This is a genomic window from Chromobacterium sp. FG89, from assembly GCF_057808735.1.
This window is the reverse complement of the sequence record NZ_JBMDIQ010000002.1, coordinates 286,347-309,137: the sequence shown is the minus strand read 5'-3', so window position 1 is coordinate 309,137 and position 22,791 is coordinate 286,347. Positions and strand designations below refer to the sequence as shown.

Annotated in this window: 22 protein-coding genes; 7 read left to right on the top strand and 15 right to left on the bottom strand. The window is 65.6% G+C overall.

The window, feature by feature from the left end; all coding sequences use genetic code 11:
- Window positions 1-70: 70 nt before the first annotated feature.
- Entirely contained in the window at window positions 71-274 is a 204-nt protein-coding gene (locus ACODRW_RS03410) for a hypothetical protein (protein WP_107798271.1), read from the bottom strand.
- 513 nt (window positions 275-787) lie between these two features.
- Here ACODRW_RS03410 and ACODRW_RS03405 point away from each other — a divergent pair.
- Entirely contained in the window at window positions 788-2,497 is a 1,710-nt protein-coding gene (locus tag ACODRW_RS03405) for a potassium/proton antiporter (protein WP_107798270.1), read from the top strand.
- On the opposite strand, the gene ACODRW_RS03400 is transcribed toward ACODRW_RS03405, so the two are convergent.
- A complete protein-coding gene (locus ACODRW_RS03400; RefSeq protein WP_488905166.1) occupies window positions 2,489-3,361 on the bottom strand; it encodes an ATP-binding protein in 873 nt (290 codons plus the stop codon). The genes ACODRW_RS03405 and ACODRW_RS03400 overlap by 9 nt on opposite strands.
- An 84-nt stretch (window positions 3,362-3,445) precedes the next feature.
- Entirely contained in the window at window positions 3,446-4,381 is a 936-nt protein-coding gene (gene cysK, locus ACODRW_RS03395) for a cysteine synthase A (protein WP_107798268.1), read from the bottom strand.
- Between the two features lie 194 nt (window positions 4,382-4,575).
- On the opposite strand from cysK, the gene ACODRW_RS03390 reads away from it, so the two are divergent.
- A complete protein-coding gene (locus ACODRW_RS03390) occupies window positions 4,576-5,451 on the top strand; it encodes an ion transporter (protein WP_107798267.1) in 876 nt (291 codons plus the stop codon).
- On the opposite strand, the gene ACODRW_RS03385 is transcribed toward ACODRW_RS03390, so the two are convergent.
- The 4 genes from ACODRW_RS03385 to ACODRW_RS03370 all read right to left on the bottom strand — a co-directional run bounded on the left by ACODRW_RS03385 (window position 5,444) and on the right by ACODRW_RS03370 (window position 9,126).
- Window positions 5,444-5,968: an O-acetyl-ADP-ribose deacetylase gene (locus ACODRW_RS03385; RefSeq protein ID WP_107798266.1), complete on the bottom strand. Its 525-nt coding sequence runs from the start codon at window positions 5,966-5,968 to the stop codon at window positions 5,444-5,446. The two genes, ACODRW_RS03390 and ACODRW_RS03385, sit on opposite strands and share 8 nt — an antisense overlap.
- A gap of 92 nt (window positions 5,969-6,060) precedes the next feature.
- The gene (bcaP, locus tag ACODRW_RS03380) at window positions 6,061-7,449 is read right to left on the bottom strand and encodes a branched-chain amino acid transporter BcaP (RefSeq protein WP_486637341.1); all 1,389 of its coding nucleotides are present in this window, start codon (window positions 7,447-7,449) and stop codon (window positions 6,061-6,063) included.
- A 320-nt stretch (window positions 7,450-7,769) separates the two neighbouring features.
- Complete coding sequence (locus ACODRW_RS03375; RefSeq protein WP_488905165.1) at window positions 7,770-8,231, bottom strand: DUF4136 domain-containing protein; 462 nt, start codon at window positions 8,229-8,231, stop codon at window positions 7,770-7,772.
- Between the two features lie 4 nt (window positions 8,232-8,235).
- On the bottom strand, window positions 8,236-9,126 hold the full coding sequence (locus ACODRW_RS03370) for a LysR family transcriptional regulator (RefSeq protein ID WP_488905164.1): 891 nt from the start codon (window positions 9,124-9,126) through the stop codon (window positions 8,236-8,238).
- 185 nt (window positions 9,127-9,311) lie between these two features.
- On the opposite strand from ACODRW_RS03370, the gene aceB reads away from it, so the two are divergent.
- The 4 genes from aceB (at window position 9,312) to ACODRW_RS03350 (ending at window position 13,798) form a co-directional block, all read left to right on the top strand.
- The gene (gene aceB / locus ACODRW_RS03365) at window positions 9,312-10,907 is read left to right on the top strand and encodes a malate synthase A (RefSeq protein WP_488905163.1); all 1,596 of its coding nucleotides are present in this window, start codon (window positions 9,312-9,314) and stop codon (window positions 10,905-10,907) included.
- A gap of 235 nt (window positions 10,908-11,142) precedes the next feature.
- Window positions 11,143-12,336, top strand: a complete 1,194-nt coding sequence (locus ACODRW_RS03360; RefSeq protein WP_488905162.1) for a GGDEF domain-containing protein — start codon at window positions 11,143-11,145, stop codon at window positions 12,334-12,336.
- Between the two features lie 63 nt (window positions 12,337-12,399).
- Window positions 12,400-13,089, top strand: coding sequence for an SIMPL domain-containing protein (locus ACODRW_RS03355; protein ID WP_107798261.1), 690 nt, complete (start codon window positions 12,400-12,402; stop codon window positions 13,087-13,089).
- Between the two features lie 97 nt (window positions 13,090-13,186).
- Window positions 13,187-13,798, top strand: a complete 612-nt coding sequence (locus ACODRW_RS03350; RefSeq protein WP_253313855.1) for a glutathione S-transferase — start codon at window positions 13,187-13,189, stop codon at window positions 13,796-13,798.
- 82 nt (window positions 13,799-13,880) lie between these two features.
- Here ACODRW_RS03350 and ACODRW_RS03345 read toward each other — a convergent pair whose 3' ends face one another.
- The 7 genes from ACODRW_RS03345 to treR all read right to left on the bottom strand — a co-directional run bounded on the left by ACODRW_RS03345 (window position 13,881) and on the right by treR (window position 21,270).
- On the bottom strand, window positions 13,881-14,216 hold the full coding sequence (locus ACODRW_RS03345) for a YnfA family protein (protein ID WP_166450669.1): 336 nt from the start codon (window positions 14,214-14,216) through the stop codon (window positions 13,881-13,883).
- 22 nt (window positions 14,217-14,238) lie between these two features.
- On the bottom strand, window positions 14,239-14,925 hold the full coding sequence (locus tag ACODRW_RS03340; protein ID WP_227107074.1) for a DUF1345 domain-containing protein: 687 nt from the start codon (window positions 14,923-14,925) through the stop codon (window positions 14,239-14,241).
- Window positions 14,926-14,998: 73 nt separating this feature from the next.
- Window positions 14,999-15,790 carry an arylamine N-acetyltransferase family protein gene (locus tag ACODRW_RS03335; protein ID WP_107798260.1) on the bottom strand — a complete coding sequence of 264 codons (792 nt, stop codon included), beginning with the start codon at window positions 15,788-15,790 and terminating at the stop codon, window positions 14,999-15,001.
- Window positions 15,791-15,912: 122 nt separating this feature from the next.
- Window positions 15,913-17,133 carry a maltoporin gene (locus tag ACODRW_RS03330; protein ID WP_253313854.1) on the bottom strand — a complete coding sequence of 407 codons (1,221 nt, stop codon included), beginning with the start codon at window positions 17,131-17,133 and terminating at the stop codon, window positions 15,913-15,915.
- Between the two features lie 96 nt (window positions 17,134-17,229).
- The gene (gene treC / locus ACODRW_RS03325; RefSeq protein WP_488905161.1) at window positions 17,230-18,882 is read right to left on the bottom strand and encodes an alpha,alpha-phosphotrehalase; all 1,653 of its coding nucleotides are present in this window, start codon (window positions 18,880-18,882) and stop codon (window positions 17,230-17,232) included.
- 16 nt (window positions 18,883-18,898) lie between these two features.
- On the bottom strand, window positions 18,899-20,329 hold the full coding sequence (gene treP / locus ACODRW_RS03320) for a PTS system trehalose-specific EIIBC component (RefSeq protein WP_107798257.1): 1,431 nt from the start codon (window positions 20,327-20,329) through the stop codon (window positions 18,899-18,901).
- Between the two features lie 233 nt (window positions 20,330-20,562).
- Window positions 20,563-21,270: a trehalose operon repressor gene (gene treR, locus ACODRW_RS03315; protein WP_199225800.1), complete on the bottom strand. Its 708-nt coding sequence runs from the start codon at window positions 21,268-21,270 to the stop codon at window positions 20,563-20,565.
- Between the two features lie 190 nt (window positions 21,271-21,460).
- On the opposite strand from treR, the gene ACODRW_RS03310 reads away from it, so the two are divergent.
- Window positions 21,461-21,937, top strand: a complete 477-nt coding sequence (locus tag ACODRW_RS03310) for a nuclear transport factor 2 family protein (RefSeq protein ID WP_488905160.1) — start codon at window positions 21,461-21,463, stop codon at window positions 21,935-21,937.
- A 161-nt stretch (window positions 21,938-22,098) separates the two neighbouring features.
- Here the strand turns inward: ACODRW_RS03310 and ACODRW_RS03305 are convergent, their stop codons facing one another.
- Window positions 22,099-22,791 carry a M24 family metallopeptidase gene (locus ACODRW_RS03305; protein ID WP_488905159.1) on the bottom strand — a complete coding sequence of 231 codons (693 nt, stop codon included), beginning with the start codon at window positions 22,789-22,791 and terminating at the stop codon, window positions 22,099-22,101.

Below are 22,791 nucleotides of genomic sequence, written 5' to 3'. Positions count from 1 at the left end.
CTACCGCAAGCGCTCCCCAGCAATAAGGGCGCCGCGGCGCCCTTATTGACTCAACCAACGGTCTAAGACCTCAGCCCGGGCGGCCCGGCTTGGTGCAGCCGGCGTCCTTATAAGGCTGGGAGCTGAACTGCGTCCAGCCCGGCCCCAGGGAGAATTGCGAGCAAGCGAGTTTGCCGTCGAGCTTGCTTTGCCACAGATACCAGGGCGCCGGCGCGGCCAGGGTCATCAAGGGGAAGGACAAGGCCGCCAGGGCCAGAATGATTTTGCGAGTCATTGCGCATACCTCAGACAAAGTGAAGGAGAACATGGTCCGAATCTGCCGTGACCATGCGCATAAAATGCCAAACAAATATACAACACAATACTGTTGGCATAAAGCGCGATTTGCCGCCGGCATAAAGTCGCCTGACACGACGTTTTTTGCAAAAAATGCGTCCAGCGGGCAGATCCATCCCGGCCAATCGGTAACAAAGTGTTACCATTAGCCCTGTAAGGCAGCGAATTCAACACATTTGTCCCCATTGTCATGAACCCTCCGCCATGAGAAGGCGTTCAAGGACGCGCGCACGGAACAGAGACAAGACGAGAACGGCCTGAGACCAGGGAATGTTCAACAAGAGCATTCCGCACGCCTTCCGCCATGTCGGCTTTGGCTCCGCGCAGCGGACTTTGACCCCCGTCTTGCGGCGCGGCAGTCGGCTTCATCTCGCCCCGGCAAGTCCCGATTCGCAGCATCCCCCGCTCGCATCATCGATGCGGCCCCGCCACCGCCAGAAGGAGATTTTGCTTGGACACCCTGAATTCACTCATTCTGGCCGGCTCGCTGGTATTCCTCGCCAGCCTGGTGGTGTCCTCCATCGCCTCCCGCTTCGGCGCGCCGCTGCTGCTGGTCTTCCTCGCGCTGGGCATGCTGGCCGGCGAGGACGGCCCCGGCAAGATCGTGTTCAGCAATTACCAGCTCAGCTATGTGGTCGGCACCATCGCCCTGGTGGTGATCCTGTTCGACGGCGGCCTGCGCACGCGCCAGGACAGCTTCCGCATCAGCCTGAAGCCGGCCGGAGTGCTGGCCACGCTGGGCGTCTTGATCACCACCGGCGTGACCGGCCTGTTCGCCGCCTGGGTGCTGAATCTAAGCTGGCTGGAGGGCTTGCTGATCGGCGCCATCGTCGGCTCCACCGACGCCGCCGCGGTGTTCGCCCTCCTGTCCGGCCGCGGCCTGGAGATCAACCGCCGCGTCGGCAGCGCGCTGGAGATAGAATCCGGCAGCAACGATCCGATGGCGGTGTTCCTGACCTCGGCGCTGATCGGGGTCTTGGGCCAGCAGGGCCAGGACGCCGGCGTCGCCGCCATGCTGTGGCTGTTCGTCAAACAGATGGGCCTGGGCGCCTTGGCCGGCTGGGCCGGCGGTAAGGCCATGGTCTGGCTGTTCCAGCGCCTGGGGCCGCGCGGCGCGATGTTGGCCCTGTTCAGCCTGGGCACCGCCGGCGCGCTGTTCAGCCTGACCACGGCGGCCGGCGGCAGCGGCTTCCTCGCCATCTACCTGGCCGGCATCGTGGTGGGCAACGCCCGGGTGGCGGACCTGCCCAATCTATTGAATATCCACGACGGCTACGCCTGGCTGGCGCAAGTGACCATGTTCCTGGTGCTGGGCCTCTTGGTGACGCCGTCCAATCTGCTGCCGGTGGCGCCCTACGCGCTGGCGATCTCCATCGTGCTGATGCTGGTGGCGCGGCCGCTGGCGGTCTGGCTGTGCATGCTGCCCTTCCCGGTGCCCAAGGCGGAAAAGCTGTTCATGAGTTGGGTGGGCCTACGCGGCGCGGTGCCGGTGATTCTGGCCATCTTCCCGCTGATGGCGGGGCTGCCCAATAGCCAGCTCTTCTTCAACGTAGCCTTCTTCGTGGTGATGATGTCGCTGCTGTTCCAGGGCTGGACCATCGCGCCGCTGGCTGAAAGGCTGAAGTTGAAACTGCCGGCGCGGCCGGACGTGGAGCACCGGGTGCCGGTGGTCAGCGGCCAGGAAGCCCGCTATGAGGCCGCCTCCTGCCAGGTGCGCGCCGACAGCCCGGCCGAAGGCCAGCTGGCCGGCGAGCTGGCCTTGCCCAGCGGCGTGCGGCTGGCGGCGCTGTACCGCGACGAACAAGCGCTGGAACCGACGGCGAGCCAGACGCTGCGCGCCGGCGACTGGGCCTGCCTGATCGGCCCCGGCCCGGCGCTGGAAACGGCCGGCGAAGCCTTCCACCCGCCCGGCGAAGACCCCTATTACGGCTACTTCACCGTGTCCGGCCTGGCGCGGCTGGCCGATCTGGCCGACAGCTACGGCCTGAATCTGAGCGACCGCGACCGCGCCGACAGCATCGCCGACTACTGCAAGCGCGCTTGCGGCTACCCGCTGGTGGCCGGCGACGTGCTGCGGCTGGACCGGCTGGAGATGGTGATACGCGCGGCCGCCGACGGCCAGGTCAAGAGCGTGGGCCTGCGCTATTTGAAATCACAATAAGGCTTTGCGCTCCTTGGCGCCGCGCCCGGCCCAGTCGCAGGCGAACTGCCAGGCGACGCGGCCGGAGCGGCTGCCGCGCAGATGGCTCCAGTGCAGCGCCGCCTTTTCCGCCTCCGCGTCCAGCTTCAGGCCGAAATGCGCCAGCCACTCGGTCGCCGCCGCCAGGTAGGCGTCCTGATCGAAGGGATAGAAGGACAGCCACAGCCCGAAACGGTCGGACAGCGACACCTTTTCCTCTATCGCCTCGCCCGGATGGATTTCGCCGTCCTGCACCCAGCCTTCGCGGTTTTCGCTCATTTTTTCCGGCATCAGATGACGGCGGTTGGACGTCGCGTACACCAGCACATTGTCGACGCGGCGCGCCAGGCCGCCGTCCAACGCGGTCTTCAGCGCCTTGTAGGCGTCGTCGCCCTGTTCGAAGGACAGATCGTCGCAGAACAAGATGAAACGCTCCTTGCGTCCGGCCACCATCTCGACGATGCGGTTCAGATCGCCCAGCTGCGCCTTGTCCACCTCGATGATGCGCAGGCCCTTGGCGGCGAAGGCCGGCAACAACGCCTTGACCAGCGAGGACTTGCCGGTGCCGCGCGCGCCGGTGAGCAGCACATTGTTGGCCGGCCGCCCCTTGACGAACTGGCGGGTGTTGCGCAGCAATTGCGCGCGCTGAGCGTCGATATGGGTCAGCCGCTCCAGTTCCGGCGCGTGCGGCTCCGCCACCGCCTCCAGCCAGCCGGCCATGCCCTGGCGCTGCCAGCGGAAAGCCAATGTGCTCCAATCCGGCTCCGGCCGCGCCGGCGGCAGCAAGGGCTCCAGGCGCGCCAGCATGGCTTCGGCCCGGGCCAGGAAGGCTTGCAACTGCTCCATGATTTCCCCTCGATGCGAAACGACAAAAACAAACAGCCTGGCAGAAAGCCGCCAGGCTGTCGATATTCGCGGCCGCGGCCGAACTCAGTCCGCCAGATGTTGGAACAAGGGCGTGGACAAATAGCGCTCGCCAAAGGAGGGAATCACCACCACGATCAGCTTGCCGGCGTTTTCCGGACGCTTGGCCAGTTCCAGCGCCGCCCACACCGCCGCGCCGGAAGAGATGCCCACCAGCAGGCCTTCGCGCGCGGCCACCGCGCGCGCGGTCTCCATCGCGTCCTCGTTCTTCACGCGGATGATTTCATCGTAAATGCCGGTGTTGAGGATGGCCGGCACAAAACCGGCGCCTATGCCCTGGATCGGGTGCGGGCCCTTGGCGCCGCCGGACAGCACCGGCGAGGCGTCCGGCTCCACCGCCACGATCTGCACGCCGGGCTTGCGCGCCTTCAGCACTTCGCCCACGCCGGTGATGGTGCCGCCAGTGCCCACGCCGGCGACGAAGATGTCGACCTGGCCGTCGGTGTCGTTCCACACTTCTTCGGCGGTGGTATTGCGGTGGATGGCCGGGTTGGCCGGGTTCTCAAACTGCTGCGGCATGAAATGGCTGTCCGGATTCTGCTCCACCAGCTCGCGCGCCTTGGCGATGGCGCCGCCCATGCCGTCCGGCCCCGGGGTCAGGATCAGCTCGGCGCCGTAGGCGCGCAGCAGCTGGCGGCGTTCGCGGCTCATGGTTTCCGGCATGGTGATCACCAGCTTGTAGCCGCGCGCGGCGCAGACCATGGCCAGGCCGATGCCGGTATTGCCGGAAGTGGGTTCGACGATGGTGGTGTCCGGGCCGATTTTGCCGGCCTGCTCGGCGGCGTCTATCATCGCCACCGCGATGCGGTCCTTAACGCTGTGAGCCGGGTTGAAGAACTCCAGCTTGGCCGCCACGGTGGCGCCGCAGCCGTCGGTCACCCGATTAAGCCGCACCAGCGGGGTGTTGCCGATCAAATCCGTCACTGCATTGGCAATTCGCATCTTTATTCTCCACAGACAGTTTTGAAGAAAACCATATTACCCAGCATCATAAACAAGCCGAGCGACGATCCAAAATATTGTTTGCTTATAATCGACAAACTTGGCAGTCTCAGCCGGCCACGCGCTCTCCGCGGCCCGGCGGCTACACTGAAACCATCGCCCATCACCCGCAGACCAAGGTCCATTCCCCGCCTATGCCCACACAGGAAACCCTGATCCCGCTCACCGGCTGGCGCCGCAAGCTCTACATCATCATTTACGAGGCAGACACCCGGCCCGGCCGCATCTTCGACCTGGCCCTGATCGTCGCCATCCTGCTGTCGGTGCTGACGGTGATTCTGGAGAGCGTGCAAAGCATACAAGCGGCCTGGGGCGTCCAGCTCAAGATTCTAGACTGGTGTTTCACCATTCTGTTCACTATTGAATACGCCTTGCGGCTGATCTGCATCCATAAACCGATGCGCTATGTGAAAAGCTTCTTCGGCGTCATCGATCTGATGGCGGTGCTGCCGATGTATCTGGGTCTGTTCATCCCGGAAAGCCGCTTCCTGGCGGATATCCGCATCCTGCGGCTGCTGCGCATGTTCCGCATCCTCAAGCTGACGCGCTATATCGGCGAGGCCAGCGAACTGAAACGGGCGATGCTGGCCAGCCGCCGCAAGATCACGGTCTTCCTGGTCACCGTGGTCTTGCTGGTGGTGATTCTGGGCACGCTGATGTTCGTGATTGAAGGACCGGAACACGGCTACACCAGCATCCCGGTCAGCATTTACTGGGCCATCGTCACCCTGACCACGGTGGGCTTCGGCGACATCACGCCCAAGACGCCGCTGGGCCAGGCGCTGGCCAGCGTGGTGATGATCACCGGCTACGGCATCATCGCGGTGCCTACCGGCATCGTCACCGCCGAAATCGCGCGCGGCAGCGGCGCCAAGAGCAAGACCGCGGAGGCGGTGTCCGGCACCCGGTTGTGCCCGCACTGCTTCACCGAGGGCCACGACTGGGACGCGCGCTTCTGCAAGCACTGCGGCGGACAGTTGCCGCGTCCGTCCAAGGGCGAGGTCAGCTAACGCCGGCCAGCAACTGCCGGTAGCGGCCGGCCATCGCGTCGTCGAAGGCCACCAGCAACACCCGCCGCAGGCCATGCGGCTCGCGCGCCAGCCAAGCGCGCACCGTCTCCACCGCGATGGCGGCGGCCTGCTGCTGCGGATAGCCGTAGACGCCGCAGCTGATCGCCGGGAAGGCGATGCCGTCCAAACCATGCCGCGCCGCCAGTGCCAGGCTGTTGCGGTAGCAGGCGGCCAGCAGCTCCGCCTCCCCGTGGGCGCCGCCCTGCCACACCGGGCCCACGGTGTGGATCACATGCCGCGCCGGCAGCCGGTAGCCGGCAGTCAGCTTGGCCTCGCCGACGCGGCAGCCGTGCAAGCTCCGGCACTCCGCCAGCAGTTCCGGTCCGGCGGCCCGGTGAATGGCGCCGTCCACGCCGCCGCCGCCCAGCAAGCGGGTGTTGGCGGCGTTGACGATGGCGTCCAGCGCCAGCGTGGTGATGTCGCCCTGCCATGCCGTCAATTCGGTCTTCGCTTCCATTGCGTCCCCTCCTCCGTCCAAGCCGCCATTATCCGCCCGCCGGCGCCGGGCGCAAAAAAAGCCGGCTGACGCCGGCTTTTTCCTTTTCCGCCTTAAGCAGGATTGTTCAACAGCGAGTTGCGCCGCGAATAGCCAAAGTACACCACCAGGCCGATCAACAGCCAGGCCATGAAGCACAGCCAGGTCAGCAGCGACAGCTGAGTCATCAGGAAGCCGCAGCACAGGATGGCCAGCGTCGGGATGTAGGGCACGCCCGGGCAGACGAATTTGCGCGGCAGATCGGGTTCGCGCTTGCGCAGCACGATCACCGACAGCGCGATCAGGGTGAAGGCGGCCAGGGTGCCGATGTTCACCAGTTCGGCCAGGGTGTGCAGCGGCACGAAGCCGGCCAGCAAGGCGATGATGGTGCCGATCAGCCAGGTGGCCTTGTACGGGGTGCCGTACTTGGGGTTCACCTCGGAGAAGATCTTGGGCAGCAGGCCATCGCGCGACATCGCGAACAGGATGCGGGTCTGGCCGTAAGTCATCACCAGGATCACCGTCATCATGCCGAGGATGGCGCCCAGGTCGACAAAGCCGGCGAACCAGTCCAGCTTGGCCACTTGCAAGGCCAGCGACACCGGGTGGTCGACGCCGGCGAACTGCATATAAGGCACGATGCCGGTCATGATGGCGGCCACCACCACATAGAGCAGCGAACACACGCCCAGCGACCAGATCACCCCGCGCGGGATGTCCTTGGCCGGGTTCTTCACTTCCTCGGCGGCGCAGGTCACCGCGTCGAAGCCGATGAAGCTGAAGAACACGATGGCGGCGCCGTGGAACACGCCGGAGAAGCCGAAGGGCAGCGCCGGCTGCCAGTTCACCGGCTTGACGTGCCACACGCCGATGCCGATGAACAGCAACACCACGCCCACCTTGATCAGCACCACCACATTGTTGACGCGCTTGGATTCCTTGATCCCGAAGGCCAGCAAGGCGGTGATCACCATCGCCACGCAGAAGGCCGGCAGATTGAACAGCGTCTGCTTGCCCGGCAGCGAGCCGGCGGCGGCGGTCAGGTATTCAGGCAGGGTCACGCCGAAGCCGGACAGCAGGCTCTGGAAATAACCGGACCAGCCCACCGACACCGCCGACGAGGCCAGCAGGTATTCCAGCAGCAAGTCCCAGCCTATGATCCAGGCGATCATCTCGCCCAGCGTGGCGTAAGCGTAAGTGTAAGTGGAGCCGGAAACCGGCAGCATGGAAGCGAACTCGGCGTAGCACAGCGCGGCGAAGCCGCAGGCGAAGGCGCTGATCACGAAGGAAAGCACCAGTCCGGGGCCGGCCACCGTGGCGCCGGTGCCGGTCAGCACGAAGATGCCGGTGCCGATGATGGCGCCGATGCCGAGCATGGTAAGGTCGAAAGCGGAAAGCTCCTTGCGAAGCCCACGCGAGGTCTGAGCGGTAGCCAGCATTCCCTGGACGCTCTTTTTGCGCATCAAACTCATTTGTTTCACTGTCCCGTAACGGCCGTCCGGTACAACGACAAAGCGCCCGCTGTCCCGGCGGGCGCTTCATACTCGGATAGGGCCTGTATGATCTGTTGTGTCCTCTCCCCGCTGCTCTGTCTGTCGTTGGCTTTAAATAAACGCGAGAACAAGGGCTTGCCGTTGTCGAGCGCGGTGCTTAAGCCGCCGATCCACGCAGTTCATGCCGGGGAAGAATGCGATAGTACCGCAGGGCCGGCCGCCGGCAATACGGGAAACCCCATATAGCCCGCGTCCATCAAACCCTGCGTGTCATCATAGCGCAAAACAAATCATGGCAATGGCATTAAATCTATCAATTTGCGCGCGGCGTTCTCCAATTGCTGACGGCCGTTGTCGCCGTCGCCCAATTCCTGCTGGCCCTGCCACAGCACGGCGCCGTCGGCGCTGTTGACCACTTCCAGCGCCAGCGTGCGCACCGTGCGCACCTGATAGTCCGGCGACCAATACATGCCGCCGCCGTAACGCCAATCGCGCCAGCCGCCGGCGTACCAGCCGTCCGCCGGCCAATACACCTGGCGCTGCTGGCTTTGCTTGAAGCACAGCTTCCATTGCGGACGCGCCTCGTCCACCGCCGCCCCCTTCAAGACCAGCCGGTCCAGCAGCCACTCGCGCATGTCCACGCCGGCGCCGGCCGACGGCAGGCAGCTCAGTCCCACCGTGCCCGCGCCGGCCCAGGACAGGCCGGCCGCCAGCAGCGCCAAGAGCGCCGCCATCGCTGTTTTCATCTTCATCGCCTCAATTCCAATAAGCCGCGTCAGCATACACTGACCGCAAATAGTCGACGAAGTGCCGCACCCGCGCCGGCAGCAGGCGGCGCTGCGGCACCACCGCGCACACCGGATAGTCCGGCGCGGAGAATTCATCCAGCACCGTCACCAGCCGGCCGTCGGACAAATCGTCCTTCACCTCCCACAGCGAACGCCAGGCCAGGCCCAGGCCCTGCAAGGCCCAGTCGTGCAGCACCGCGCCGTCGTTGCACTCCAGCCGGCCGCTCACGCGCAGGTTCACCGCCTCGCCGTCGCGGCGGAACGCCCAGCCGCGGCTCTGGCTCTCGCCCAGCGACAGGCAGTTGTGCTCGGCCAGATCCTCCAAGCGGCGCGGCAGGCCGTGACGCGTCAGATAGGCCGGCGCCGCCACCACCACGCGGCGGTTTTCCGCCAGCCGGATCGCCACCAGCGAGGAATCGGCCAGGTCGGAGATGCGGATCGCGCAATCGATGCGGTCGCGCTGCAGGTCCACCAGCCGGTCCGACAGATCCAGCGTCACCTTGACGTCCGGATGGCATAGCTGGAAACCGGCGATGTGCGGCGCCACATGCTTGCGGCCGAAGCCGGCCGGCGCCGACACCCGCAGATGGCCGCGCGCGCGGCCGCTGCCGGAAGCCACCGCCGCTTCGGCGTCCTCCAGGTCGGCGAGGATGCGCTGACAGTCTTCGAAAAAGGCCGCGCCCTCCTGAGTGAGCGCCAGGCTGCGCGTGCTGCGGGTCAGGAGCTTGACGCCCAGCCTCTCCTCCAGCGCGTCAATACGCCGGCCGATGATGGCCGGCACCACGCCCTCCTGGCGCGCGGCGGCCGACAAACTGCCCTGCGACACCACGGCGACAAAGGTCTCCAATTGTTTCAACATCCGGGCCGCCCCACGATTAGCTAACAAAAAGTAAAAGATGATATGTCTATATATGCATTTTTTTTTACGCTTTGCCTAGATAGACTAGCCAGGTCCCGTTTCACTGTCCCAGGTCCGGACGCGGGCGCCGCCCGTCCCGGCGCGTCCGCTCGCCGCCCCGTCCAACAATGCAAAGGAGTCCCAGCATGGCAGCCGCGCTTCCCCAGGGGATGGAAATCCTCGCTACGCTCACCCCGGCCTACGCCGACATCCTCAGCCACGACGCGCTGGCCTTCGTCGCCAAGCTGCACCGCCGCTTCGAGCCGCGCCGCCGCGAGCTGATGGCCGCCCGCGCCGCGCGCCAGGCGGAACTGGACGCCGGCAAGCTGCCGGACTTCCTGCCCGACACCGCCGCCATCCGCGCCGGCGACTGGAAGATCGCTCCGCTGCCGGACGACTTGCTGGACCGCCGCGTGGAAATCACCGGCCCGGTGGACCGCAAGATGATGATCAACGCGCTCAATTCCGGCGCCAAGAGCTTCATGGCGGACTTCGAGGACTCCAACTGCCCAAGCTGGGACAACCAGATCAACGGCCAGATCAATGTCCGCGACGCCTACCGCAAGACCATTTCCTTCGCCAACCCGGACGGCAAGCAATACCGGCTCAACGCCGACACCGCCACCTTGCTGCTGCGGCCGCGCGGCTGGCATTTGATGGAAAAGCACATCAAGGTGGACGGCGACATCGTCTCCGGCGCGCTGTTCGACTTCGCCCTGTCCTTCTTCCACAACATTGCCTATCTGCGCGGCTCGGGCAGCGCCACTTATTACTATCTGCCCAAGATGGAAAACCATCTGGAAGCGCGGCTGTGGAACGAGGTGTTCGTCTTCGCCCAACAGGAGCTGTCCATCCCCCAGGGCACGATCAAGGCCACGGTATTGATCGAAACCATACTCGCCGCCTTCGAAATGGACGAAATCCTGTACGAATTGCGCGAGCACAGCGCCGGCCTCAACGCCGGCCGCTGGGACTACATCTTCAGCTGCATCAAGAAATTCCGCCAGAACCGCGACTTCTGCCTGGCCAACCGCGCCCAGATCACCATGACGGTGCCCTTCATGCGCGCCTACGCGCTGCTGCTGCTGAAAACCTGCCATCGCCGCGCGGCGCCGGCGATAGGCGGCATGGCGGCGCTGATTCCGATCAAGAACGATCCGGAGGCCAATGAGAAGGCGCTGGCCGGCGTCCGGGCGGACAAGGAACGCGACGCCGCCGACGGCTACGACGGCGGCTGGGTGGCCCACCCCGGCCTGGTGCCCATCGCCGCCGAGGCCTTCGGCAAGGTGCTGGGCGACGCGCCCAACCAGATCGCCAAGCAGCGGCCGGACGTTCAGGTCGGCGCCGCCGACTTGCTCAACTTCCAGCCGGAAGCGCCGATCACCGAAGCCGGGCTGGCGATGAACATCAATGTCGGCATCCAGTACCTGGGCGCCTGGATTTCCGGCAACGGCTGCGTGCCCATCCACAATCTGATGGAAGACGCCGCCACCGCCGAGATCTCCCGCTCTCAGATCTGGCAATGGATGCGCAGCCCCAAGGGCGTGCTGGACGACGGCCGCAAAGTCACCGTCGAGCTGTTCCGCCAGCTGCACGCGGCGGAAACGGCCAAGCTCAAGGCCGAGTACGGCGCGCGCTGGACCCGCCAGTACGACGACGCGGCGGCGATGTTCGATCTGCTGACCACCTCGGACGATTTCGTCGAGTTCCTGACGCTGCCGGGATACGAATACCTGGCCTGACAGGACAAATGAATCCCGGCGGCCTCATTGTCGGGATTTGTCAGCCCGGCTGCGTAGCTTTGCGGATTGAAGAGCATGGACAAGGGCCCTATGATGGGCCGCTTGTCATAATTCACCTTGCAAAGCGCGCCCGCCTCGGAGCCTGTTCAAGCTCTGGCGCCCGCCCGCAACACAGGGCGCCGCGCTCGCCGCGCGAGCTTTCATCGCGCGCAGCGGACTTTGAACAGACTCCTACATGCAAAGCATCCTCGACTTCCAGGCCACCGTGCTCAGCACCACCGGTTACGGCCTGGTGCTGACCGCCGTCATCACGATGTTCTGGCTGCGCAACCGCGACGAGCGGGCCTTTCTGTATTTCTGCGCGGCCGGCATCTGCGTCAGCCTGGGCGGCGTGTTCAGCCTCTTGCCCATCGGCCTGCCGCCGTGGCCGCAACTGGTGTTCAACAATCTGCTGTGGATGCTGTTCCATCCCGTCGCGCTCTGCGGCATCCGCCATCTGAACGGCAAGCGTCCGCGCGTCTGGCAAAGCCTGCTGCTGACGGCCGCCGGCATGAGCGCCTATATACTGGCCGGCCCGGCCGATATGGGACGCCGCACCGCCGCGGTCTGCCTGGTTTATCTGATCGCCTGGCTGCTGGCCGCGCGCGAGCTGTGGCCCGGACATTCGCGCATCGGCGGCGCCGGCCGCAAGATGGCGCTGACGGTCTGCCTGCTGTACGCCTTGCTGGCGCTGGCGCGCATCGTCCACGCCGGCTGGGCCGGCGAGGTCTACGACGCCGACGCGATGCGCTTCACCATGCTCAGTTCGCTGGGCATGCACTGGCTCAGCTTCAGCTTCATCCTGTGCGCGCTGTACATCTGCTACGAGCGCGCGCTGGAGCGGACCCAGCACCAGGCCAGCCACGACGGCCTGACCAATCTGCTCAACCAGCGCCGCTTCCGCGAACTGGCCGAGGCCGCCTGCCGCCGCGCCTGGCGCGAGCGCAAGCCGCTGGCGCTGCTGCTCTTGGACGTGGACCACTTCAAAAGCATCAACGACCGCTACGGCCACCAGTGCGGCGACCTGGTGCTGCAGCAACTGGCCGCCTGCCTGCGCGCGGAGGCGGGCCGCGACGACATCGTCGGCCGTTACGGCGGCGAGGAGTTCGTGATGCTGCTGCCGCGCACCGGCCTGGAGGACGCGCACGCGGCCGCGCAACGCATCCTGCGCGCGGTGGACGCGCTGCGGCCGCAACCGGCCGCCGCCGCCCCGCCCTTGCGCGTCAGCGTCAGCATCGGGGTGGCCAGCACCAGCCAGCAGCCTTACGACGGCCTCTCCAGCCTGTTCCGCGCCGCGGACGGCCAGCTCTACCGGGCCAAGCGCAACGGCCGCAACCGGATAGAACTGGCCGAAGGACAGTATGCCGTCGGAAACTTTTCTCGGGCATGATGGGCCTACACACTGCAAATCGGACTTTTCCGATCAAGACAACAATGTCATGGGAATCGACACATGAACAAACCAACTCTCTTGCTTGCCAGCCTCGGAACCCTGTTCGCCGTCAGCGCCGCCCCGGCGCTGGCCGAAAGCACCCAGCTCAACCTGTCCGCCAGCGCGCAGCGCGAAGTGGCCAACGACCAGATCAGCGCCACCTTCTACCAGCAAATGAGCAACGCCCAGCCGGCGGTGCTGGCCGATAGGCTTAACAAGGCCGCCGCCCAGGGCATTGCGCTGGGCCGCAACTACTCCAAGGTGCAGCTGTCCAGCGGCGGCTACAACACCTGGCCCAATTACGACAAAAACGGCAAGATTCAGGGCTGGCAAGGCCGGGTGGAAATCCAGCTGAAGAGCCGCGACTTCACCCAGGCCGCCGAACTGATGGCCAAACTGCAACAGAACCTGTTGCTGCAAGGGCTGCAATTCAGCGTGTCCGACCAGGCGCGCAAGGAAGCCGAGCAGAGCATGCTGCCGGAGGCCATCGCCAATCTGGAAGCCCAGGCCAAGATCGCCGCCAAGGCGATTGGCAAAAACGTCAGCAATATCAAGGAACTGGACATAGGCAGCCAGTCGCCCATCTTCCGCCCGCCGATGATGATGAAGGCCGCCGGCATGGCCGCCAACGCGGAAGTGGCCCAACCGGACCTACAGCCAGGACAATCGCAACTGCAACTGCAAGTCAGCGGCAAGGTGGAGTTGAAGTAAGCCTTCCAGCCGCCACGGCATTGCGCTAAAGTAGTCGCTCGCCGGGCCTCGCGTCCGGCGAGCACTTCGCCAGCCATCATCCAGAACGACCCGAAACATGAAACTGATCGCCTCGTTGACCAGCCCCTACGCCCGCAAGGTGCGCATCGTGCTGGCCGAAAAGAAAATAGACTGCCCGCTGGAGGAGGACGTGCCGTGGAACGCGGATACCCGCGTCGGCGACTACAATCCTCTGGGCAAGGTGCCGGTTCTGGAACTGGATGACGGCTCGACGCTGTACGACTCGCGCGTCATCGCCGAGTATCTGGACAATATCTCCCCGGTGTCGCGCATCCTGCCGCAGGAAAACCGCCTGCTGATCGCCACCCGCCGCTGGGAAGCGCTGGCCGACGGCATCGTCGACGCCGCGGTGGCCATCGTGCTGGAAAAACGGCGCCCGGACGACAAGCAGATGCCGGAAGCGATCGCGCGCCAACGCGGCAAGATAGACCGCGGCCTGGCCGCGCTCGCCGCCGACCTGGCCGACCGCCAGTGGTGCAACGGCGTGGGCTACAGCCTGGCCGACATCGCCGTCGGCGCCTGCCTGGGCTATCTGGATTTCCGCTTCCCGGAAATAGACTGGCGCGACAGCCATCCCAATCTGGCCAGCCTGCTGGAGCGGCTGATGACGCGGCCGTCCTTCGCCGACACCCTGCCGCCGGCCGCCTGAGCCGCGCCGCCGTCACAAAAAACCGGGCCCAAGCCCGGTTTTTTCATGTCGTCTCGCCACGCGGCGGATAGGCAATCCGTTCTCAGACCGGCCGCGGCGCCAGCATGATGATGGCCATCCCGCACAAGGCCACCGCCGCGCCGGCCATGTCCCAAACACTGGGCCGCACGCCGTCCACCAGCCACAGCCACAACAGCGCCACCGCCACGTACACGCCGCCGTAGGCGGCATAGACCCGGCCCGCCGCCGCCGGATGCAGGCTGAGCAACCAGACGAACAGCGTCAAGGCCAGCGCCGCCGGCAGCAACAGCCACCACGGCCCCTCCTTGCGCAGCCACAGCCAGGGCAAGTAACAGCCGACGATTTCCGCCACCGCGGTCAGGCCGAACAAAAGCAATAATTTCAAAGCATTCAACATGGGGTCTCGCTGCGCGCCGGCATCAGATCAGGCCGGCGGCGATATTGATCATCAAGGCCAACACCGTGGCGTTGAAAAAGAAGGACAGCACGCAATGCAGCGTGCCCACCTTGCGCATGGCGCTGGTGGTGTAGCTGACGTCGGCCGTCTGTCCAGACGTGCCTATGATGCAGGCGAAATAGAGGAAGTCGCCGTAATCCGGCTCCTCCTTGCCGGGAAACTCCAGGCCCGGCGCCAGGCCGCGCGCGTGGGCGGCGTAGTAGGCGCGCGCGTAATGCAGCGCGAACATCACGTGAATGAAGGCCCAGGAGGAAAAAATGGTCAGGATGGCCAGCGCGACGTGCACGGCGCGCGGCCAGCCGTGCAGGTCCTTGACCGCCGCCAGCTCCAGCACGATGGCGGCCAGGCTGGCCAGCGCCGCCAAAACGGCCAGCGTCATCACCAGCGTCTGCCCCTCGTCCTCCAGCCTGGCCCAATGGCGGATGTGCTGACGACCCTCGCTGAACATCATCCAGGCCACCAGCGCCAGATAGAGCGCGGCGCCGGCGTTCCAGCCGACGATGTAGCGGGTGATCTCCCGCATCGGCAACAGCCAGGGCAGCGCCAGCACGGTCAGCAGGCCGACGGCGGCGGCGATCACCAGCCGTGGACGGGCCAGCAGCATGCGCGCCGGCGCGAACCGGCGGACGGAGCGAAACAGGGCGGACATGGCGGCGAAACTCCCGGCAATGGATCAGGGCCTCAGTGTACCTGTCCCGGCGCGGGCGGCAAGCCCTCGCCGCTCAGCCCGGCGACGCGCTAAAGCGCCGGGTGAACAGCCGGCGGAAGGTCTCGAACTCGCCCGGCGCCAGCGTCAGCCGGCATTGTCTGCCGTTGCGGGTCTCGGTCAGCGCGTCCTCGGTCAGCACCCGGCTGCCTTCGGCGGTCAGCAGGGCCATCAGCCGGCTCTTGTTGAACGGCGAGCGCGGATCCTCGGCGATGCGGCGCTGGATCTCGCTCAGCGCGCCGCAATCGGCGATCTCGTCGTCCAGATCGAAACCGTAGGCGATGCGCCAGCTCTCGCCCTCCCCCGGCGGCCGCCGCTCCAGTTGCGCGAAGCCGGCGCCGGCCGGCCAGGCCACTCGGTAGTCGCCGTTGGCGGAGCGCGCCACTTCGCCGCACAGCGGCACCATGCGCAGCGGCTGCTTGAGGCCGTAGCCGCAATCCAGCAGATAGCCCTGGCCTTGATGCCACAGCAGAATGGCGACATGGGTGCCGCCCAGCGGCAACCAGTCCTGGCTGTCTTCATCGAAGATCGTCGCGCGGATCAGGCTGGCTTCCAGGCCGTTGCGGCGCAGGAAGAGATAAAGCAAGGGATTGAGTTCGTAACACAGGCCGCCTTCGTCGCGCAGCGCGATTTTTTCCAGCAGGCTGTGCTCGCTGATGGGCTCGGGCCCGCCCTGGAACAGGCTCAGGTTTTCAAACGGCAGGCTCAAGGCCGTCTCGCGCAGCAAGGCGTCGATGTCCTCGAAAGCCAGCGGCCGCTGCGCGTCCCAGCCGACGCGGGCCCGAAAAAGAGCGTTGATGTCCGGCATAGTCCCTCCCGTCTAGCGTCAGACAGGCAATCTAACAGCCGCCGGACGGGATCGACAGATCAATTATCCGGGCGAGACGTTCAAAAAATTTGATGGTCCGCCCCCTTGCGCTCAAACGCCGCTCACCACCAATGCTCCAGCTGCACCCCGAAGGTGGAGCCGCTGAGCGCGTTGCCGAAGGCGCCGCCTTCGGCCAGCGTCGAGCCGGGCGCGGCCGCCTGCTGGGCGGCGCGGTTCCAGCGCGCGTAGGTATAGAAGAAACGCAGTTCCGGCCGGCTCCAGAACGCCTTGTCCAGCGCCAGCGTCGGCGCGATGGTGAACTTGCTCAGGGTGCGGACCTGTCCGTCGGCGGCCTTGACCCGGTCGAAACCCAGCTCGGCCGCCAGCTTGAAGCGCTCGCCGAAGGCGTAGACCGGCCGCGCGCCGGCCGACCACCAGGTCTGCCCGCCGTCCGGCCGCGCGTCGCGCTGCCAGGCCAGCATCAGCTGGCCGCCGAACTCGCGCGTGGCCTGCCAGTCCAGCGCCTCCACCAGGCGGCTGCGGCGCGCGCCGCTGTCGCTGACGAGGCTGCCGGTGCCGCCCAGGCCGGTGCCCGGTCCCACCCCGTATTGCAGCGAGAACAGATTGCGGCCGCCCAACACGCCTTTTTGCTCGTGCAGCGCGCTGAGCGACCAGCCGCTGTTCGCGCCCGCCACCTGTCCGGCGCGCTGGATGTAGCTGAGGCCCAGGCTCAGTTCGCCGCCGGGATTGACGGCGATGCCGCCCAATTGCAGATCATGCTTATTGGCCTGGTCCGCCTGCCACCAATTGTCGTTGCGCGAGAAGGCGTAGCTGAGCTTGAGCTCCCGGCCCAGCTTGAAATCCTCCAGGCCGAAGCCGGTGCCGCTTGGGTTCCAGAAATAAAAGTCGGCGATATGCACGTCATGACGCTTGTAGTAGCGCCGGCCGGCCCACAGCGTGGCGCCGTTCAGCTGCGGGATGTCGCTCCATTTGGCGTAGGCCTGCGGTAGCCGGACATTGCCGTTGTCGCCCTGGAAGGTCAGCGAATGGCCGTTGCGGTTGTACAGGCTGGCCATGCCCACCACGCTGAGCTTGCTGCCGTTGTCGGCCTGGAACAGCTGCTGGCCCAGTTCCAGTTCGGCGTACTGCTCGCATTCGTTGCCGAGCCGGTACTTGGTTTCGGCGCCGGCCAGCTGGAAACAGCTCTGTTTGCCGCCGCCGTCCGATCCGCCGGCGCCCAGGCGGGCGTAGCCGTGAAAGTCCAGCGCCTGGGCGGCGGCGGGCAGCAGCAAGGGGGCGGACAAGGCCAGCAAGGCCAGGCCGCGGGGTGCGAATTGAGTCATTGTTCTCTCCATTTCCCTTAGTTTTGGGCACAGCGCGGCCTGCCGGCCGGGAATGCCGGCAGCTCGCAGAGGATTAACTCCTCGAAAATCTGAGGCTCAGTTCAGAACGGCGCGGTACATCAACGATTCGTAAGGCCGCAGCCGCGCCCGGGCGGGATGCGCCGCCGCGTCGGCGTAATTGGCGCACAGCAGCTGCCAGGCGTGATTCGGTCCCAGGTAGTCGGCCGGCGGCGAATAGTCGCGCTCCTCGGCGCTGAAATTGCTGATCACCAGCAGCTTCTCGCGCGCTCCGGTCCGCGCGTAGACCCATAGCGCCGTATCGTCCGGCGTCAGGCAGCGGTAATCGCCGTCGCTGAAGATCGGGTACTGCTTGCGCAGCGCGATCAAACGCCGGTAATGCTGCAGCACCGACTCCGGATCGCGGCGCGCGGCGGCGACGTTCACCGTCTCCGCGTCCGGCGCCAGCCCTATCCACGGCTCGCGCCGCGAAAAGCCGGCGAAGCGGCCGTCGTCCCATTGCATAGGCGTGCGCGAGTTGTCGCGCGACTTCTGCCGGATCGCCGCCATCGCCTCTTCCCGCCCCAGGCCGTCGGCCAGCAGCTGGCGATAGGCGTTGCGGGTTTCCACGTCGCGGTAGTCGTCGATATCGGCGAAGCCGGGGTTGGCCATGCCGATTTCCTCGCCCTGGTAGATGTAGGGCGTGCCTTGCAGGCCGTGCAGCGTGGTCGCCAGCATCTTGGCGGACTCCAGCCGGTAGCGGCCGGCGTCGCCGAAGCGCGACACCACTCGCGGCTGATCGTGGTTGCACCAGAACAGCGCGTTCCAGCCGCCGCCCTCGTGCATGCCGCGCTGCCAATCAGACAGGATGCGTTTGAGCGCGATGAAATCGAAGGGCGCCGCGCGCCATTTCTCGCCGTCCGGGTAATCCACTTTCAAATGGTGGAAGTTGAAGGTCATCGACAACTCGCGCCGCTCGGGATGCGAATAGGCGACGCAGTGCTCCAGCGAGGTGGACGACATCTCCCCCACCGTCATCAGATCGCGGCCGGCGAACACCTCGCGGTGCATCTGCTGCAGGTATTCGTGCACCCGCGGGCCGTCGGTGTAGAAATGGCGGCCGTCGCTGTCGTCCTCGGAAAAGGCCGGGTCCTTGGAAATCAGATTGATCACGTCCAGCCGGAAACCGGACACGCCCTTGTCCGCCCAGAAGTTCATCATGTCGAACACCGCGCGCCGCACCGCCGGGTTGTCCCAGTTCAGATCCGCCTGGGTCTTGTCGAACAGGTGCAGATAATACTGGCCGCTGGCCTCGTCCCACTCCCAGGCCGATCCTCCGAACTTGGAGCGCCAGTTATTGGGCCGGTCGCGCCAGATGTAGAAATCCCGATAGGGATTGTCCCGGCCCTGCAAGGCCTGACGGAACCACGGATGCTCGGTGGAAGTGTGGTTGACCACGATGTCCAGCATCACCCCGATGCCGCGCAGCCGCGCCTCAGCCAGCAGCAGTTCGAAATCGGCCATGCTGCCGTAGGCCGGGTCTATGGCGTAGTAATCGCTGACGTCGTAGCCATTGTCGCGCTGCGGCGAGCGATAGAACGGCGTCAGCCACAAATAATCCACCCCCAGCCAGGCCAGGTAGTCCAGCTTGTCCGCCACCCCCAACAGATCGCCGGTGGCCGTGCCGTGGTGGCTGTAAAAGCTCTTGGGGTAAATCTGGTACACCACCGCGGATTTCAAATTCTTGTTCATCGGAACGGCTTTCGTATCAGGACTGCGGCAACTGACGGCGCGCCAACACCCAGGTCAGCGCGAACGGCGTCACCAGGGCCACTACCATGCCCACCAGGAACATCGGAATCTGCTGCGGAATGATGGAGATGAAGGCCGGCAGGCCGCCGACGCCTATCGCCGAAGCGCGTACATGGCTGAGGGTGATGGTGGCCGCCGCCAGCGCGGAACCGGCCAGCGCCGCGTAGAACGGCAGCTTGTAGCGCAGGTTGACGCCGAACATCGCCGGCTCGGTGATGCCGAAGAAGGCGGAAATCGCCGAGGTGGACGCCATGCTCCTCTCATTGCTGGCGCGCGCCAGCCAGAACATCGCCAGCGCGGCGCTGCCCTGGGCGATATTGGACAAGGCGATCATCGGCCAGATGAAGGTGCCGCCCTGGTTGGCGATCAGCTGCAGATCCACCGCGATGAACATATGGTGCATGCCGGTCAACACCAGCGGCGCGTACAAGGCGCCGAACAGCATCGCGCCCAGCACGGGCGCCAGGTTGAACACATAGACCAGCGCGTCGGTGATGGCGATGCCCAGGTGGCGCGCCACCGGGCCGATCACCGCCAGCGCCAGCACCCCGCTGACCACGATGGTGACGATGGGCACCACCAGCAGCTGGACGGAATTGGGCACCCGCGGCCGCAGCCACAGCTCCACCCTGCACATCACCCAGGTGGCGGCCAGGATGGGCAGAATCTGCCCCTGGTAGCCCACTTTCTCAATGCGGAACCAGCCCAGCACATCGAAATACGGCAGCGCCGCGCCATCCAGGCCGGCGGCGGCCTTGCCGTAGTTCCAGGCGTTGAGCAGGTCCGGATGCACCAGCAGCAGGCCCAGCACGATGCCCAGCACCTCACTGCCGCCAAAGCGCTTGGCCGCCGACCAGCCCACCAGCGCCGGCAGGAAGACGAAGGAGGTGTTGGCCATCATATTGATCAGCCCCCACACCCCGTCCAGGCCCGGGTAGGCGTCCAGCAGGCTCTTGCCGTCGATGAACATGCCCTTGGCGCCCAGCAGATTGTTCAAGCCCATCAGCAGGCCGGCCACGATGATGGCGGGCAGGATGGGCATGAACACGTCGGAGAACACCTTGACCAGCTGTTGCAAGCGGCCCTGCTTCTGATCGCCGCTGGCCTTGACCTCGGCCACGGTGGCGCGCTGCAGCGCCGCCAGTTCGATCAAGGGCTGGTAGACCCGGTCCACGTCGCCGGAGCCGATCACGATCTGAAACACGCCGCCGTGACTGAACTGACCCTTGATCAGGTCCACCTGGCGCAAGGCCTCCTGGTCCACCCGGCTTTCGTCCTTCAAGGACAGGCGCAGCCGGGTAATGCAGTGCGCGGCCTGCTGGAGGTTATCGCGGCCGCCCACCGCTTCGAGTATCCGCGCGGCTATCTTCTGGTAATCGTGGCTCATCTGAGGGTCCCTGTATCTCTCGGCCGACGGTCTGCGCCGTCTAGCCCGTTATCAAACCTGGCGGCGATATTGGCAAGCGCCGCCGATGCTGATGGCACGCTAACTGGTACAGACGAGTTGTGTCAACACTCGTATAGACGAGTTTGCGCAAAATCAAACGCCCCCGTGCGTGAACGCAACAGGCGCGACGGATCGCTTCAGATCAAGGAATGACGGCGCGCGCCGCTGCGCCGCTATTTGCGGCGGGCGACGTCGGAGAAGAAGAATTTGTCCAGCCGGTGGCGGGACTCGGTGTATTCGAACTGACGGCCGTCGTAGAGATGGGTGTGGTTCTTGACCACGATCACGTGGTCCATGCCGTTCAGATCCAGATAGCGGCGATCGTCGTCGCCGCAGGCCTGCGCCTCTATCACCCGGCGCGCGTAGCTGATGTTCAGGCCCAGCCGCTGTTCGATGAATTCGTAGATGGAGCCGGCGGCGGCCTCCCGGTCCAGGCCCGGCACCAGGCTGGCCACGAAGTAATTGATGTCCAGGATCACGTTTTCATTATCGATATTGCGCACCCGCTTGATCTTGAGCAGCGGCGTTTTCTCGCGCACGTCCAGCAGGCGCGCCAGTTGCGCGTCCGCCGGCACCGTCTCCATCTCCGCCACCCGGGAGCTGACGCGGCGGCCCAGATGCTGATGCGCCTCCTTGAAGCTGACGATGCCGCTGAGCTGGAACTCGATATTGCCGGAGCGCAGCACGAACACGCCCTTGCCGTGAATCTTCTGCACATAGCCGCGCTCCTGCAACATGTCCACCGCCTTGCGCACGGTGCCGCGGCTGGCTTCGTAGCCCTGCATCAGCTCGGTTTCGGAAGGAATGCGGTCGCCTTGCTGGTAACGCTGGTTGTCGATGTCGGCGACGATGTCGGAAAAGATTTGGCTGTATTTGTTCACGGCGTGGATTCGGCAAGATCTGGCGGAGCGCCCCAGTCCGGCAGTCTGCCTCAAGCGCGGGCGGCGCGCCAGTCCGCGCCGGACGCGTTCTTCCGCTCCGCGCAACACTGCATTGTCCGCCGCGGATATTCCGCCGGCCGCCGGCCCGGCGCACACTGGGCGCCTTCCCTCACCAGACAGGAACGTCGTCATGCACGCACCAGAACTCCGCCCGCCGCTGCCGCCCTTCGATCGCGGCAGCGCCATCCTCAAGGTCCGCCTGGCCGAAGACGGCTGGAACAGCCGCAATCCGGAACGCGTGGCCCAGGCCTATACCGAAGACAGCCAGTGGCGCAACCGCGCCGAATTCCCGCGCGGCCGCGCGCAGATCATCGAGTTCCTCGCCGGCAAATGGCGGCGCGAACACGAGTACCGGCTGATCAAGGAACTATGGGCCCACGACGGCGAGCGCATCGCGGTGCGCTTCGCCTACGAATGGCGGGACGAGGCCGGCCAGTGGTTCCGTTCCTACGGCAACGAAAACTGGGAGTTCGCCGCCGACGGCCTGATGCAACGCCGCTACGCCTGCATCAACGATCTAGCCATCCGCGAGGACGAGCGCCTGTTCCACTGGCCGCTGGGGCGCAGGCCGGACGATCATCCCGGTCTGAGCGAACTGGGCTTGTAAGAACCTATTCAAAGCCTGCTGCGCTTCAGCGATACGGCGTTGAAAACGAGCTCAGAATGCTCATGTACCACGAGTACATTCCGCTTTTTCGCTCGTTTTCGTCTTGTCTCGCTCTCGCTCGCGAGACTTTGAACAGGCTCTAAGCCAGACCTAGGCGGCCCTCACTCCGCGAAGCAGGCATCCTCCAGCAACATGTCCTCGAAGAAAGCGCCGAAGGGCCGGGACGGATGGCGGATGTGGATCTCCAACACCCACAGCATGCGCGCCGGCGTGAAGTCCACCTCCGCCAGCGGCCCCTCGTGGATGGCCGCGTGCGGGAAGTCCGCCAGCCGGTGGCCGGACAGATCCAGATTCAAGGCCCAGCCGCGGCCGGCGGCGCAGTCCTCGGCGAAACGGTACAGCTCGCGCCCGCTACAGCCCTCGTTCGCCCATTTGCGCCTCACCTCGTGGAAGATGGCGCGGGCGTCGGCGGCGCAGCGCGCCATCTCGGGATCGGCGCCGGTGACGAAGCTGTCGCCGCCGTCGCCTTCCCACTGTTTCCACACCGGGCCGATGTCGATGAAGAAAATATCGTCCTCGCCCAGACGCACGCCGGGATCGGAGGCCGCGCCGAAAGTCTTCAGCGTGTTGCGGCCAAAGCGCACGTAGACGTCGTGCCAGCCGCGCAGCATGCCGCGCTCGGCCAGAATGTCCTTGGCCAGTTCCACCGCGTCCTCCTCCAGCATGCCCGGCCGCATCGCCGCGGCGATCAAGGCGATCGCCTGCCGGGTTTTGTCCCGCACCGCCATCAATTGCTGCGGATCGAAGGCCGGGCCCACGCCCTCCAGCGCCGATTGTTCAATGCTTGCTTCCAT